The 15,139-nt window shown below is 64.1% G+C and carries 13 protein-coding genes; 4 read left to right on the plus strand and 9 right to left on the minus strand.

The genetic code is table 11. The annotated features are described in order from the left end of the window. The first annotated feature begins 55 nt into the window (after positions 1–55). Complete coding sequence (locus ACSBOX_RS10235; protein WP_442545877.1) at positions 56–700, plus strand: hypothetical protein; 645 nt, start codon at positions 56–58, stop codon at positions 698–700. Between the two features lie 11 nt (positions 701–711). On the opposite strand, the gene ACSBOX_RS10240 is transcribed toward ACSBOX_RS10235, so the two are convergent. From ACSBOX_RS10240 to pdxT, 9 genes are all read right to left on the minus strand, one after another. Continuing rightward, positions 712–3,105, minus strand: a complete 2,394-nt coding sequence (locus ACSBOX_RS10240; RefSeq protein ID WP_442546014.1) for a RelA/SpoT family protein — start codon at positions 3,103–3,105, stop codon at positions 712–714. 149 nt (positions 3,106–3,254) lie between these two features. After that, entirely contained in the window at positions 3,255–4,268 is a 1,014-nt protein-coding gene (gene secF, locus ACSBOX_RS10245; protein WP_442545878.1) for a protein translocase subunit SecF, read from the minus strand. Then, complete coding sequence (gene secD, locus ACSBOX_RS10250) at positions 4,268–6,022, minus strand: protein translocase subunit SecD (RefSeq protein ID WP_442545879.1); 1,755 nt, start codon at positions 6,020–6,022, stop codon at positions 4,268–4,270. The genes secF and secD overlap by 1 nt, the downstream gene beginning before the upstream one ends. A 109-nt stretch (positions 6,023–6,131) precedes the next feature. Then, positions 6,132–6,515 carry a preprotein translocase subunit YajC gene (yajC, locus tag ACSBOX_RS10255; protein WP_442545880.1) on the minus strand — a complete coding sequence of 128 codons (384 nt, stop codon included), beginning with the start codon at positions 6,513–6,515 and terminating at the stop codon, positions 6,132–6,134. Between the two features lie 190 nt (positions 6,516–6,705). Then, the gene (gene ruvB / locus ACSBOX_RS10260) at positions 6,706–7,782 is read right to left on the minus strand and encodes a Holliday junction branch migration DNA helicase RuvB (protein ID WP_442545881.1); all 1,077 of its coding nucleotides are present in this window, start codon (positions 7,780–7,782) and stop codon (positions 6,706–6,708) included. Next, positions 7,775–8,419, minus strand: a complete 645-nt coding sequence (ruvA, locus tag ACSBOX_RS10265; RefSeq protein ID WP_284754937.1) for a Holliday junction branch migration protein RuvA — start codon at positions 8,417–8,419, stop codon at positions 7,775–7,777. Before ruvA ends, ruvB begins: the two co-directional genes overlap by 8 nt. A 103-nt stretch (positions 8,420–8,522) precedes the next feature. After that, positions 8,523–9,101 carry a crossover junction endodeoxyribonuclease RuvC gene (ruvC, locus tag ACSBOX_RS10270; protein WP_236810689.1) on the minus strand — a complete coding sequence of 193 codons (579 nt, stop codon included), beginning with the start codon at positions 9,099–9,101 and terminating at the stop codon, positions 8,523–8,525. Between the two features lie 44 nt (positions 9,102–9,145). Next, positions 9,146–9,901, minus strand: a complete 756-nt coding sequence (locus ACSBOX_RS10275; RefSeq protein ID WP_078108968.1) for a YebC/PmpR family DNA-binding transcriptional regulator — start codon at positions 9,899–9,901, stop codon at positions 9,146–9,148. Between the two features lie 3 nt (positions 9,902–9,904). Next, positions 9,905–10,606, minus strand: a complete 702-nt coding sequence (gene pdxT, locus ACSBOX_RS10280; RefSeq protein ID WP_078108967.1) for a pyridoxal 5'-phosphate synthase glutaminase subunit PdxT — start codon at positions 10,604–10,606, stop codon at positions 9,905–9,907. Between the two features lie 101 nt (positions 10,607–10,707). Here pdxT and ACSBOX_RS10285 point away from each other — a divergent pair, with 101 nt between their 5' ends. From ACSBOX_RS10285 to ACSBOX_RS10295, 3 genes are read left to right on the plus strand one after another with little or no spacing between them, the layout of a single operon-like run. Further along, positions 10,708–12,003 (plus strand): MurT ligase domain-containing protein, encoded by a 1,296-nt coding sequence (locus tag ACSBOX_RS10285; RefSeq protein WP_442545882.1) that lies wholly within the window; start codon positions 10,708–10,710, stop codon positions 12,001–12,003. After that, positions 12,000–12,752 (plus strand): type 1 glutamine amidotransferase, encoded by a 753-nt coding sequence (locus ACSBOX_RS10290; protein WP_442545883.1) that lies wholly within the window; start codon positions 12,000–12,002, stop codon positions 12,750–12,752. Before ACSBOX_RS10285 ends, ACSBOX_RS10290 begins: the two co-directional genes overlap by 4 nt. A gap of 49 nt (positions 12,753–12,801) precedes the next feature. Further along, positions 12,802–14,814, plus strand: coding sequence for a M3 family metallopeptidase (locus tag ACSBOX_RS10295; protein WP_442545884.1), 2,013 nt, complete (start codon positions 12,802–12,804; stop codon positions 14,812–14,814). Positions 14,815–15,139: the final 325 nt, after the last annotated feature.

A 15,139-nucleotide genomic window follows, 5' to 3' on the forward strand; every position in this document is an offset into this window, starting at 1 on the left:
CACATAACCAGGACGGGGCCTGTTGCCGTTGCGGCGGCCACGCAATGATTGCTGGATGGCCCCGAGATTACCGCCTTCGCATCAACAGGACGTCCCTGCCCAGGAACTGTACGCCCCCAGTGCGCTGTTCACGTGGGCCGAGCTGCAATCGATGGCCGCGGACGGTGTGCTGACCCCGCTCTACGAGAAGAGCTTCACGCCGCCCGGACTGGTCGTCACGCCGCGGCTCCGCGCCCGCGCGGCCGCCCTGGTGGTTCCGGACCGTATTCGCAGGAAGGTCATTGCAGGCCGCATGACGGCAGCCTGGATCTATGGTTGTGCGGATGCCCCTGAAAAGCTTTCGCTCCTGGTGGACGCCAAACACCGTATATCGAGCCTGCGTTCGGCCCGCGGCTGCATCCTGCACGAAGTGCGTCTAGGCCAACTGGACGTGGTCAGCATCGGCGGGCTGCTCGTGACCAGTCCGCTCCGGACGGCCGTCGACGTGGCCCTACACGTCGAAGCCAGCAGGGCCGTGCCAGCGCTGCGAATGATGCTCTCCCAAGACGAGTTGGGTGTACGGCTACGGCTCTTGACCCTCGCGGTGGAAGCGTCCGGGAGGGTGCCCCACAAAAAGGCTGCCCTACGCAAGCTCGCCACGCTGGCCGAAAGCGCTCAGGCGCCGACCGCCGAGGCATTCCAACCCAAGGAGGCCGCTTGAGATGCTTCGATTCAGCTTCTCCTGCGGTTCCCCGTGGTCCTGTAGACGTCGAACACGCCGTCTATCCGGCGCACAGCGCTGAGTACGTGGTGCAGGTACTTCGGATCTCCCATTTCGAAAGCGAAGCGGGAGATGGCCACCCGGTCACTGGAGGTGTGCACAGAAGCGGCCAGGATGTTGACGTGGTTTTCGGACAGCACGCGGGTGACGTCCGAGAGCAGCGACTTCCGGTCCAGTGCTTCCACCTGGATCTCAACCAGGAAGACGCTGGACTGGGTCGGAGCCCACTCGACCTCGACGATGCGATCCGGCTGGTCACGGAGATCCGAGACATTCGTGCAGTCCGTGCGGTGCACGGACACGCCCGAACCCCGGGTCACGAAACCGAGGATCGGATCGGGCGGTACGGGCGTACAGCAGCGGGCGAGCTTCACCCAGACATCCCCAACGCCCCTGACGATGACGCCGGAGTCCGAGTACCGGGTCTTCTGGAGTTGCGAGGGAATACTGACCTCGTCGAGGTCCTCATCGGGCGTCTCATGGCCTCCGAGGTGCTCCATGAGCTTTTCCATGACGGACTGCGCCGAAGTATGCCCATCGCCCACACCGGCATACAGGCCGGAAATGTCGACGTAGTGGAACTCCTCTGCCACCGTGGACAAGGCGTCATGCGTCATGAGTCGCTGCAAGGGCAGGTTCTGCTTGCGCATCGCCCGGGTCAGCTGGTCCTTGCCGCGCTCAATGGCCTCTTCGCGGCGTTCCTTGCTGAACCACTGGCGGATCTTGTTGCGGGCCCGGGCGCTCTTGACGAAATGCTGCCAGTCCTGGCTCGGTCCTGCGCCTTCGGCCTTGGAGGTGAAGATCTCCACCCAGTCGCCGTGATTGAGTTCGCTGTTGAGCGGTACCAGCTTGCCGTTGACGCGCGCACCTATGGTCCGGTGACCCACCTCGGTGTGGACAGCGTAAGCGAAGTCCACAGGCGTCGATCCTGCCGGCAAGGCCATGACCTCGCCCTTCGGGGTGAAGACGAACACCTCGCGGGCGTTGATCTCGAAACGCAGCGAATCCAGGAACTCGCCCGGATCAGAGGTTTCCTGCTGCCAATCGACCAACGAACGCAACCAGCCCATGTCGCCGTCCTTGGGGCTCCCCGGGCCGACGGCGGTCCGGTTGGGCTGGTCCTTGTACTTCCAGTGCGCGGCCACGCCATACTCCGCGCGGCGGTGCATTTCGTGGGTGCGGATCTGGATCTCAACGGGCTTGCCACCGGGGCCGATGACCGTGGTGTGCAGGGACTGGTACATGTTGAACTTCGGCATGGCGATATAGTCCTTGAACCGCCCCGGCAGGGGGTTCCACCGCGAATGCAAGGTGCCAAGAGCCGCATAACAGTCACGGACGGAGTCCACCAGGACTCGCACGCCCATGAGGTCGTTGATGTCGTCGAAGTCCTTGTCCCGGACGATCATCTTTTGGTAGATCGAGTAGTAATGCTTGGGGCGGCCCGTGATGGTGGCCTTGATGCGTGCGACACGCAGGTCTTCGGCAATCTGGTTGCGGATGACGCTCAGGCTCTTCTCGCGTTCCGGAGTGCGGTCCCCCACCATCCGGACGATCTCTTCATACACCTTCGGGTACAAGGCGGCGAAGGAAAGATCCTCAAGTTCCCATTTGATGGTGTTCATGCCGAGGCGGTGGGCCAGCGGCGCAAAGATCTCCAGCGTTTCGCGTGCTTTGCGTGCGGACGATTCAGCGGAAACAAATCGCCAGGTGCGGGCATTGTGCAGGCGGTCCGCAAGCTTGATCATCAGCACCCGGATGTCCTTGGCCATGGCCACAACCATCTTGCGGACGGTCTCGGACTGCGCGGCCTCACCGAACTGGACTTTGTCGAGCTTGGTGACACCGTCAACGAGCATCGCGACTTCCGGACCGAAATCACGGGTCAGATCAGCGAGGGTGTAGGGAGTGTCCTCCACAGTGTCGTGCAAAAGCGCGGCGGCCAGGGTTGTTCCGGTGAGCCCCAGTTCCGCGAGGATCGTGGCCACCGCCACGGGGTGCGTGATGTACGGATCGCCGCTCTTCCGCTTCTGCCCCTGGTGGCTGCGTTCGGCCACCGTGAAGGCACGCTGGATCAGATCGAGGTCTTCCTTGGGGTTGTTGGCCCTGACCGTCCGCAGCAGCGGTTCGAGGATCGGCGAATAGGTGCTCGCGCCCCGTCCGGTCAATTTCGCCAGCCTGGAGCGCGTCCGCTCCCGCCGTCCGGGGAACGTCGGGCGCACGCCCGGGCTGTCCACGGGCACACCATCCAGGGTGCTGCCCGTAGCTGCAGTTGCGGTGCCGGGCACGCGGCTCAGGCCGTCCTCTCCGCCCGCCGGCGGCGCCGACGTCGTACGTTCCTCCACAAAAGCACCTCTCACGACTGACTTAATTCTCCCAGTCTATTCCCGCCGGTGACCTCTCCAAGAACCGGTACCCAGATGACGGAGCCGGGAACGAAAAGGGCCGGTCACCGCTTTTCAGCGGTGACCGGCCCTTCAAGGTGGAAACGAGGCTAAACGGCCGCGGCTTCCGAGTTCGAGCTGGCGGCTGCGGTGCGTCGGGTAGCCACCTTCTTGGCCTGCTTCTGCAGCTCGGGTTCGCTCTGGCGCAGCCAGGCGTAGAGCGGAGCCGCGATGAAGATCGTCGCCGCGGTACCGATCAGGATGCCGACGAACAACGCGAGGGACAGGTCGCGGAGCGTGCCGGCGCCGAGCAGTCCGGCACCAATGAAGAGAATCGCGGCGACCGGCAATACTGCCACCATCATGGTGTTGATGGAGCGCACCAGGGTCTGGTTGACGGCGAGGTTGACCTCTTCGGCAAAAGTGCGACGGCTGGAGGTGGTGATGTCCGAGGTGTTTTCACGGATCTTGTCGAAAACCACCACGGTGTCATACAAGGAGTAACTAAGCACCGTCAGGAAGCCGATGATGGCCGACGGAGTCACCTCGAAATCGCTCAAGGAGTAGACACCGGCCGTGGTGAACATCGTCACCAGCATGCCGGCGAGGGCAGAGACCGACATCTTCCAGGTGCGGAAGTACAACGCCATCAAGAGAGCGGCCAGGCCTACGAACACCGCCAGGCCAATGAGGGCCTGCTTGGTAACATCCTGCCCCCAGGTCGGGCCAATGAAGGTCGAGGTCACTTGGCTTTCGGTGACGCCGTAGACCTTTGCGAGGTCCGTTTTGAGCTTGACGGTCTGGTCATCGCTGAGTTTGTCCGTCTGGATGCGCATGGTGTTACCCGCGACGTTGGCGACGCGCGGAACCGCACCGGGTACGACGTCGTGGACGGCCTTCTCACCCGGCGCTGAATCGGTGGTCTTCACGTTGGAAACCGTGAACTCGGAACCGCCCCGGAAATCGATTCCGAGGTTGTAGCCGCCCTTGACCACCGGCAGGAGGATGGAGATCGCCACCGCCACTGCGGCGATGATGAACCAGATCTTCTTGCTGGAGACGAAGTTGTAAGAGCGCTTGCCCGTGTAGAGCTCGTTGCCGAACTTTGCGAAGCTCGTGGTCATTACTTCTCCTCCTTGGTGCCGTTGGAAGAACCAGCCAGCTGGGCTTGCTTTTCGGCAAGGCGACGTTCGGCAATAGTCATGCGGCGCTCGGCTTCAGCGGCAGCACCGGTGTTGCGGGCGCGGACGACGGCAGGTTTCTCCGTCGGCGTGCGGAGCCTGCCGGCACCGAGGTACAGCGGCACGGCGCCCAGGCGCTCAGGGTCGAGGCCTGAGAAGCGGTGACCTTCGCCGAAGAACTTCGTCTTGGCCAGCACCTGGAGCGTCGGGTGCGTGAACATGAACACGACCAGGAGGTCTGCCAACGCGGTGAGGCCAAGGGTGAAGGCGAAGCCGCGGACGTTTCCGACGGCGACGAAATACAACACCAAGGCTGCGAGCAGGTTGACGGCCTTGGAGGCAAGGACCGTCCGCTTGGCGCGCCTCCAACCATTCGCGACGGCGGACACGAGGCCCTTGCCCTCACGAAGTTCGTCACGGATGCGTTCGAAGTACACGATGAAGGAGTCCGCTGTTTGACCGATGGCCACGATAAGGCCTGCCACACCGGCCAACGACAGCCGATAGTTTTCCGTCCAGCCAAGGATCGCGATCGCGAGGTAGGTGAGTCCACCGGCCACCACCAGGGAGAGGATCGTGACGAAGCCCAGGGCCCGGTACTGGAACAGTGAATAGACCACCACGAGCAGGAGCCCGATCACACCGGCCAACAGGCCAAGGCGCAACTGCTCGCCACCAAGGGTTGCGGAAATCTGCTCTTCGGACTGGATATCGAAGCTGATGGGCAGCGCGCCGTAGCGGAGCTGGTCCGACAATGCCTGCGCGGACGCCTGCGTGAAGTTGCCGGTGATCTGCGGCTTGCCATCGGTGATGACGGCGAGGGCACGCGGTGCGGAAATGACCTGGTCATCGAGGACGATGGCGAACTGGGCCTTGGGGTCGTTGCCGCCCTGGGCCTGCGACGCCACGTAGAACTGGTTGAGCCGCTGTGTCACGTCCTTGAAGGTCTTGGTGGCGTTGGCGTCGAACGTGATCGTCACGCCCCACGCATTGGTCACCGAGCCCTGTGCGCCCTGGACGGGGTCGAAGGAAGACGACACGATGTCCTGGCCCTTTACCTCGACCGGACCAAGGATGTACTTGACGGCAGGAGTCGTGGCCGTTGCCGGCTCGCAGGTCACCAGAGGCTTGGCCGGATCCGACCGCGGCTGCTTGTCCTGCGCAGGGTTGGCGCAGTCCAGGGCTTCGAAGGCCTTGTAGACGTCCGCCGTGACCCAGTTGCTGTCGCTCGCGTTGGTCGGCGCAGCCGTGGGCTTGGGCAGGCTCGCATCAGGCGTCCGCGATGCCACCGGAACGGGAGCGGGATCGCCGGTGGTGATCACCGGGCGGAAGTTCATGTCGGCAGATGCCTGGATCAAGGCACGGGTTTCCGAACTTGGCGTCCCGGGAAGGCTCACTACGACGTTACGGCCGGACTGCGTGGTGATTTCCGCTTCGGCAACGCCGGAGCTGTCAACGCGCTGGCGGATAATCGCGACGGCTTGGTTCAACTGTTCTTCGTTGATGCCGGTGGATCCTTCGACCTTGGGCGCGAGGATCATTTGCGTGCCGCCCTCGAGGTCAAGCGCGAGCTTGGGAGCCCAGCTCGCGTGACCGGTGATGACGCCGCCCCCGAGGACTGCTGTCAGTACAGCGAATATTGCGACAAGCCAGATCAGCACCCTGCGGGCTGCATTTTTGTGGCTGGTTCGTGCCATGTTCGATCTTCCTGTTGATGACGGAACAGCCGCCGACGTGCACTTGTGAGCGCAGGCCGGCGGCGATTCATTGCCGTAGAGCTATTCCCGCTTGTAGAGCGGGTACGGGCTAACTGTCCTTCTTGCCCTCGTCGTTGAGGCGCCTGAGGGTTTCCTCCGGGGTTTCCGGGGATGCCGACGCCTCGGCATCAGCACCCGTCAGCGACGACGCGTCGTCCGGGACGTCTACCGGGGTTTCCTCGACAGGCTCAACGATCTTGGTGACGGCCTGGCGGTGCACCGTGGCGAGGTTGCCCGGAGACAGCTCAAGGACAACCTTGTTCTCAGTGTCGTCCATCGCGACGATTCGGCCGAACAGGCCGAAACTGGTCATGACCTCAACACCGGGGGCGAACTGGGATTGCAGCTTGGCCTGCTGTTGCTGCGTCTTCTTGTTGCGGCGGAACATCATGAAGATGAAGACGCCGAGCATGGCGAACAGCAGGATTGTCATTGGATCCACAGGGAAGTTCCGTTCTTTACTTACGTTTTTGGTTTCACGGCCATGTCTGCCCGGTGGATCCGGCGGCCGTGGAGCTTTCGCCCGCGTGGCCGCACAATGCTCCGACGGGCGGGCACAGAACCAAGGACTCGAACGTGCCGAGTGTCATACCAGTCTAGAGGGTTAAGCTGAATGGATCGTGCTATCGGCCGGTGTCGATGCTTTCAGCGCCGTTTTCGTTGTCCTCGAACAGCGCGAGCGGGTCCTGTCCGAACACTCCTGGCGGCACCGCATATCCAAGGTGCGTCCATGCCGACGCCATGGCGATCCGGCCGCGCGGCGTCCGGCCCAAGAGGCCCTCACGCACCAGGTACGGCTCGGCGACCGTTTCCACGGTCTCCGGCTCTTCCCCGACGGCGATTGCCAGGGTGGAGAGCCCCACGGGCCCACCGTTGAACTTGAGGATCAGGGCTTCGAGCACCGCACGGTCCAAGCGGTCCAATCCACGCTGGTCCACCTCGTACATGTCCAACGCCGCGGAGGCGGCACGCGCATCGATCTGTTCGATGCCGTGAACCAAGGCCCAGTCCCGGACGCGGCGCAGCAGTCGGTTGGCGATACGCGGAGTTCCACGGGAACGGCCCGCGATCTCGCTGAAGCCGGCCGAGTTGACCTTGAGATCAAGCAGTCCGGCCGAGCGGCGAAGCACGAGTTCGAGCTCCGCCACGGAATAGAACTCCAGATGCCCTGTGAAACCAAAGCGGTCACGCAGCGGTCCGGGCAGGAGTCCGGCCCTCGTGGTGGCCCCGACCAGGGTGAATGGCGGCAACTCGAGCGGAATGGCAGTGGCGCCGGCGCCCTTGCCCACCACGATGTCCACCCGGAAATCCTCCATGGCCATGTAGAGCATTTCCTCTGCGGGCCGGGACATTCGGTGGATTTCATCGAGGAAGAGGACTTCACCCTCCGAAAGCGAGGAGAGGATGGCCGCCAGGTCTCCGGCGTGCTGGATGGCCGGCCCGCTGCTGATGCGCAAGGGAGCGTTCATCTCGGCTGCGATGATCATGGAGAGCGTGGTCTTCCCGAGCCCCGGGGGGCCCGAAAGCAAGACGTGGTCCGCGCTCCGCCCGCGCATTCTCGAGGCTTCCAGCACGAGCGAGAGCTGCTTGCGGACGCGGTGCTGGCCTACGAAGTCGTGGAGGTTCTTCGGGCGCAGTGCTGCCTCGATGATGCGCTCTTCGGGTTCCTCTCCCCCGGTAACGAGGGATTGCTCAGCCACGGCTGCCTACCCGGTTTCCGGCACGGGCGCCGTCCTGCCCAAGCCAGCGAAGGGTTGCTCGCAGGATCTGGGCGACGTTGCCGGCGTCGGCAAGTTCCGGGGAATCGGCCATTGCCTTGTCGATGCTTCCGGCGGCGTCCTTTTCCGACCAGCCGAGGCTCGTCATGGCAGCCACCACTTGCGGCTTCCACACGGACTCGGCAGCGACGGCGGGGGCGGCCCCCGGAGCGGTGCCGTGGGGCACGAGCTTGCCCGCAAGCTCGAGGACGATCCTGCCGGCTACCTTCGGCCCGATCCCTGGCACCTTGGTGAATGACTTGGCGTCACCGGAATGGGCGGCCACCCGGATCGCCTCGGGCTCATGCACGGCGAGGACCGCGAGGGCCAGCCGCGGTCCCACCCCGCTCACGCTGAGCAGGACATCGAAAACTTCCCGTTCGTCGTCGTTCGAGAAACCAAAGAGGGTCAGGGAGTCCTCCCGGACGATCAACGAAGTGAACAGCTTCGCTTCCTCGCCGACATGCAGGTGGCTGAGGGTTTGGGGCGTGGCGTAGACGCTCATTCCGGCACCGTTGAGATCGATGACGGCCGTGGAGAGACTGACGTGTGCCACGGTTCCGCGGAGAAAACTGATCAAGACCCGGCTCCTGAAGTACTGCCCCGTGCATGCTGCGATTGCATCTATAGCGCGGGGGCTATCCGAACATATCTACGAATACCCTAGCAAGGGCCGCCGACAATTACCGGCCGCGGCGCGCTTTCGCTTCGGCTTCCGCCCATGCCCGCTGGGCGGGCGTGAGCGCACTGCTCCCCGGTCCGGTGGTGGCCACGGCGGCGCCGCTCCCGGCCCGCCACGCGTGCGTGACCGCGAGGGCCAGCGCGTCTGCGGCGTCGGCCGGACGGGGCGGGGCGTCCAGGCGCAGGATCTTGGTGATGAGCTTGGTCACCGCCTCTTTGTTGGAGGTGCCGCTTCCCGTGACGGCGGCTTTGACTTCCGACGGCGTGTGGAGCGCCACCGGGATGCCGCGCCGCGCTGCCGCCGCGATGACCACTCCGGACGCCTGGGCCACGCCCATGACAGTGCTGACGTTCAACTGGGAGAAGACCCGTTCGACCGCAAGAACGTCCGGCTTGTACAGGTCGAGCCATTCGTCGATGGCCTTGGCGATGACCAGCAAGCGCTGGTCCAGTGATTGTTCCGGGGAGGTTCCCACGACGCAGACGGCCACCATGGTGGCGCGTCTGTTCCGTTCGACGTCCACCACTCCGATGCCGCAACGGGTGAGGCCCGGATCGACTCCTAGTACGCGAAGAGTCAAGTCCGGGCCTCCCTGTGCGTTGTCAGGCTATGTCGCAAAAAGCATTACTCGGCTTCGAGCGCAGCCTGGACTTCCTCGCTCATGTCAGCGTTGGTGTAGACGTTCTGGACGTCGTCGAGATCCTCGAGGGCGTCGACGAGCTTCATGAACTTCTTGGCACCGTCGAGGTCAAGCGGTACCTGCATGGACGGGACGAACTCAGCTTCGTCCGTCTCGTATTCGATGCCGGCTTCCTTGAGGGCTTCGCGGATGGCCTGCAGATCGGTGGGTTCCGAGTGGATTTCCCAGTTGTCGCCGCTGTCCTTGACTTCCTCGGCGCCGGCGTCGAGGACGGCCATCAGGATGTCGTCTTCGCTGAGCCCGTTCTTGGGCAGGTTGACGACGCCCTTGCGGGTGAAGAGGTAGCTCACGGATCCGGGGTCGGCGATGGTGCCGCCGTTGCGGGAGATGGCCAGCCGGACCTCGGAGGCGGCACGGTTCTTGTTGTCCGTGAGGCACTCGATCAGGAGGGCTGAACCCTGCGGGCCGCGGGCTTCGTACATGATCTCCGTGTAGTCGACCACTTCGCCGGTGAGCCCGGCTCCGCGCTTGATGGCACGGTCGATGTTGTCAGCGGGGACCGACGTCTTCTTGGCCTTGGTGACGGCAAGTTCCAGGCTCGGGTTGCCGGCAAGGTCCGGTCCGCCCATGCGGGCTGCGACTTCGATGTTCTTGATCAGTTTGGCGAACGACTTGGCCCGGCGGCTATCGAGGATGGCCTTCTTGTGCTTGGTCGTCGCCCATTTGGAGTGGCCTGACATGCTTTAAACTTCCCCTCTGATCATTCGAATAAACAATTCATGCACGCGCTTCTCCCCAGTCACTTCCGGGTGGAAGGAGGTGGCCAGCAACCGACCTGAGCGCACTGCAACAATTCTAGCCAACCCGTGCAAAGTGTCCGTGTGGCTGGCTTTTCCGGGTTCCACCTGGGCAAGGATTTCGACGCCGGGACCGACGCGCTCCACCCATGGTCCCCTAATGAAGACGGCATGGACGGGGTCGACGCCGGACTCGCCGGCGCTGAACTCGAGGCCCTTGAAGTCAAGGTCGGTTTCGAAAGACTCACGCTGCCGGCCGAAGGCGTTGCGGCGGACCGTGATGTCCAACCCGCCGAAAGTCTGCTGCGGGTTCCCGGCGAGGTCCGTGGCGGGATCGGCGATGTCGTCGGCCAGGAGGATCATTCCGGCGCAGGACCCATAGACCGGCAGCCCGGACGCGATCTGCTTACGGATGGGATCCGCGAGTTCGAAGATGCGCGCCAGCTTGTCGATGGTGGTGGACTCGCCGCCGGGAATGATGAGGCCGTCAATATCGTCGAGTTCCGCCGGCCGCCGGATGCCGACGCCGGTGGCGCCGGCCGCTTCGACGGCGTGGATGTGCTCACGAAAATCGCCTTGTAGTGCGAGGACGCCGATGCGCAGGCCCGTGCCCACGCTTGATGACGCCTCGGAAGGGGGATTGGTCATTCGACCATCATAATGCGCCGTCACTGCAGGCCTCGCCCCGGCAACCCCATAGCACGCTCTCGGCGCGTGGTTTATGCACCAACTGGGATATATTACAGAGCATGTTTTCGTTCACCGTTCCGCTCGGCAAGCTGGTCCGTGCTGTGTCCCGGCTTCGCGGCGGGGGTTCGGCTTTGCCGGGCCTCGTGGTCGAGAAGATCGACCCCGGCTTCATGCAGAGGACGCTCTCCTCGCTCCCCCACGGCGTGGCTGTGGTGAGCGGGACCAACGGCAAGACGACCACCACCAAAATGGTCGTGGAACTGTTGGAAAGCCAAGGCCTTAAGGTCTTCACCAACCGGACGGGCAGCAACTTCACCCGCGGCGTCGCAGCTGCACTCCTCGGTGAGGTGGACTGGCGCGGCAGGCTGGACGCCGACGTCGCGGTGTTGGAACTCGACGAGGCACATGCCGTGCATTTCGTGAACAAAGTGCCGCCGCGCTACTGCCTTCTCCTCAATGTCTTGAGGGACCAGCTGGACCGCTTCGGCGAGATCGACGCTACCGCGTTGCTTCTCCAGCGCATCGCCGAGCGAACCACAGGCACCGTGGTCTTGAACCGCGAGGATCCCCGGGTCGCCCGCATCGCGGCAGCAGTCAGCGGCCCCGAGGTGCTCTACTTCGGATTGGACGAATCGCTCCGGAGCACCTTCCCGAACGACGACGACATGCGGGCCGCGGCTCCGGGAACCACCCCCCTCGGTGACGTGCCCGCCTCCCCGGCGGCCGACGTCGTACTCCGCCGGGTGGGTGCCGACGACGCCGACTTCGAGTTCGACGGAACCCGGGTGGCGACGCACATGAAACTCCGCGGGGTCTACAACATCTTCAATGCGGCCGCCGCGTTGGTGCTCGCCAGGAGCATTACCGGGGCGAGCGGCAGGCCCGGCGATGCCGCGAAGCTCGTCAAGGCGCTCTCCGAGGTGGCCCCGGCGTTCGGCCGCGGGGAGAGCCTGACGGTGGACGGCCAGCCCCTCGAGCTGGTCCTGGTGAAGAACCCGAGTGGTTTCCGGCTGGGCCTCAAGTCCTTCCCGGCGAAGGGCTACGCGTCCATGATCGCGATCAACGACAACTACGCCGACGGCCGTGACATGTCGTGGCTCTGGGACGTTGAGTTCGATTCCCTGCGGGAGGAAGGCGTCGAGGTCCTCACCGGCGTCCGTGCCTACGACATGGCCTTGCGCCTGCAGTACGACGAGGTCCGCTTCGGATCGGTCGACACAGATATTCCTGCGGCCCTGGCTTCATTCATCCGGGGGTCGGCGGGCAAGCCGAAACGTGTGTTCTGCACCTACACCGCAATGTTGGCCATCCGGCGCGAACTCTCCAAAATCACCACAGTAGAGGTGGTCTCATGACCCCGGCCGAAGACACCGCCCTCCACGCCAGCAAGGGCACCATCCGGGTCCTGCAGCTGTATCCCCGTGAGATGAACATCTACGGGGACTGGGGAAATGCGCTCGTCTTGCGGCAGCGCCTGCTCTGGCACGGCTACACGCCTGAACTCCTCGAATACAACGTGGGCGACGACTTTCCCGAGGATGTCGACCTCATTGTGGGCGGCGGCGGACAGGACAGCGGCCAGATCGTCATCCAGGAAGATCTCCAGGCACGCGCCGAGCAGCTCCGCGGCATGGCCGATGACGGAACGCCCATGCTGGTCATTTGCGGGCTCTACCAACTCTTCGGCAGGTTCTTCAAGACCAAGAGCGGGCCTGTCATCCCGGGCATCGGCATCCTCGACGTCGAGACGGTGGGCACCGACGAACGCCTCATCGGAAACGTCACCCTCACCTCGTCCGAGTTCGGCGAAATCCTCGGCTACGAAAACCACAGCGGACAGACCTCGCTAGGCCCCGGCGTCGAGCCCCTCGGCACCGTGTCCAAAGGTGCCGGCAACAACAGCAAGGACAACCACGAGGGCGCCCGGCACCGAAATGTTGTTGCCAGCTACTTGCACGGTTCCTTGCTGCCCAAGAATCCTGCCATCGCCGATTTCCTGATCCGGACCGCCGTCGAACGCAAGTACGGTGCTTTCGTCCCCGGAACGCCCGACGACGACTTCGCCCGCCTCGCGCGCGAACATGCGGCGCGGCGGCCGCGCTAACACGAGGAAAAGCGTTGTGGGCGGGGACCTTGCATGAAAGGGTTGCTTCATGACGAACCCTCTCTTGGAGCCGAGTACCCTTCCCTTCGGATTGCCGCCCTTCGCAACGATCCAGGACAGCCACTACGCCGAAGCCGTGGATGCGGGCCTCGCTGAACACCTGGCCGAGATCCAGTCCATCGTGGACAATCCGGATCCTGCGTCCTTCGAAAACACGGCGGTGGCGATGGAACGCTCCGGCCGCCTGCTGGAGCGGGCAGCCGCAGCCTTCTTCACCCTGGTTTCCGCCGACGCCTCCGACGCCATCCGGGAACTCGAAACCGAGCTGTCCCCCCGCTTTGCGAGCCACCAGGACGCGGTCTACCTCAATCGCGGACTGTACGAACGATTCGCAGCCATAGACACCTCAGGGCTCGATGACGAATCCCTCCGGCTGGTCCAGGAGTACCTCAGGGAATTCCGGCAGTCGGGGATCCAGCTCGACCCGGCTGACCAGGAAAAGCTCAAGAGCCTCAACGCGGAGCTCTCCCGTTTGGGAACGGACTACGGTCAACGCGTCAAGGAAGCCATGAAGGCCGCCGCTCTTTTGGTGGAGGACGCCACGGAGCTTGCCGGACTCCCCGCGGACGACATCGCCAGCGCCGCCGAGGCAGCACGCACTGCCGGGCACGAGGGGAAATACCTCCTGACCCTCATACAGCCGAGCAACCAGCCTGCTCTGGCTTCTTTGCACAACCGCGAGCTTCGCCGCCGCCTGTATGAGGCATCCATTGCGCGAGGCAGCGACGGCGGCAGCCTGGACGTCATGGAGCTGGCGAAGGCGATGGCGCGTTTGAGGGCCGAGAAGGCGGGCCTTCTCGGGTTCGGCAACTATGCCGAACTCGTCCTGGAACGCCAGACCGCTCCTGATTTCGCGGCCGTGCAGACGATGCTGAACCGCCTCGCCCCTGCCGCTATACGCAACGCCGACGCCGAAGCGGCTGCCTTGGCGGAGAGCGCGGGGCACCCGTTGGAAGCGTGGGACTGGGCGTACTACTCCTCGAAGGTCCGGCGGGAGCGGTATGAGGTGGACGAACAGCTGCTGCGGCCCTATTTCGAATTGGACCGGGTACTCGTGGACGGCGTCTTCTTCGCAGCTACGAGCCTCTTCGGGATTACTTTCCACGAGCGGAAAGACCTTGAGGGGTACCACCCCGACGTCCGGGTTTGGGAGGTGCGAAACGAGGACGGCTCCGAGCTCGGCCTTTTCCTAGGCGACTACTACGCGCGGGACTCCAAGCGCGGCGGCGCGTGGATGAACTCGCTCGTCGAACAGTCAGCACTCCTGGGAACCATGCCCGTGGTCATCAACAACCTGAACATCTCCAAACCGCCGGCCGGAGAACCGACCCTGCTCACCCTGGACGAGGTCCGGACCACGTTCCATGAGTTCGGCCATGCCTTGCACGGACTCTTCTCGAACGTCACGTATCCACGGTTCTCCGGCACCTCGGTGCCGCGCGACTTCGTGGAGTATCCGTCGCAGGTCAACGAGATGTGGATCATGTGGCCGGAAATCATCGGCAACTACGCCCGCCACTATGCGACCGGAGAGCCGCTCCCCCAGGACACGATTGACCGCCTCAACGAGTCCAAGCTGTGGGGCGAGGGTTTCGCGACCACGGAATATCTCGGCGCCGCCCTCTTGGACCTGGCCTGGCACGTCCTGGACGTCGACGGTGTTCCGCAGGACGCGCAGGACTTCGAAGCGAAAGCATTGGCAGCCGCAGGCGTGGCGCACTCCCTCATACCGCCCCGGTACCGGACTGGGTATTTCCAGCACATCTTCGCCGGGGACTTCTACGCTGCCGGCTACTACTCCTACATCTGGAGTGAAGTGCTGGACGCGGAAACGGTGGACTGGTTCACGGAAAACGGCGGACTGCTGCGCGGGAACGGCGAACGATTCCGCTCGGAGCTGCTCTCCCGTGGCAACAGCCGCGATCCGCTGGAGTCGTTCCGCACGCTCCGTGGCCGCGATGCCGCCCTCGAGCCGCTCCTCAAGCGCCGCGGCCTCGAGTAGCCTGTGGGTCTACCCAACTAACTCGCAGTTGCTGTCGTTTTGGAGCCTCAGAGCGACAACAACTGCGAGTTAGTTGGGTTAACGCACGACGCCGGCCGGTCACCGAAAAGGTGACCGACCGGCGGCGTACTTCTACTGACTGCAAGGCGTCGGGCGGTGTGATCCGGCCCCGCAAGGCGTCGTACGGCGTCGGGCGGTGTGATCCGGCCGCCTGCGTAAAAGGGCCCACGCCCCTCGCCGCCGCAAAGCCGCGGCAGCGAGTCGCGGGGAATAGCAGGCCGAGGATCAGCGCCGTCCGGCACGCCAAGTGAACGCGGGGATCAGC

This window comes from Arthrobacter sp. KN11-1C (assembly GCF_052180225.1).
In the GTDB taxonomy this organism is placed as follows: domain Bacteria; phylum Actinomycetota; class Actinomycetes; order Actinomycetales; family Micrococcaceae; genus Arthrobacter.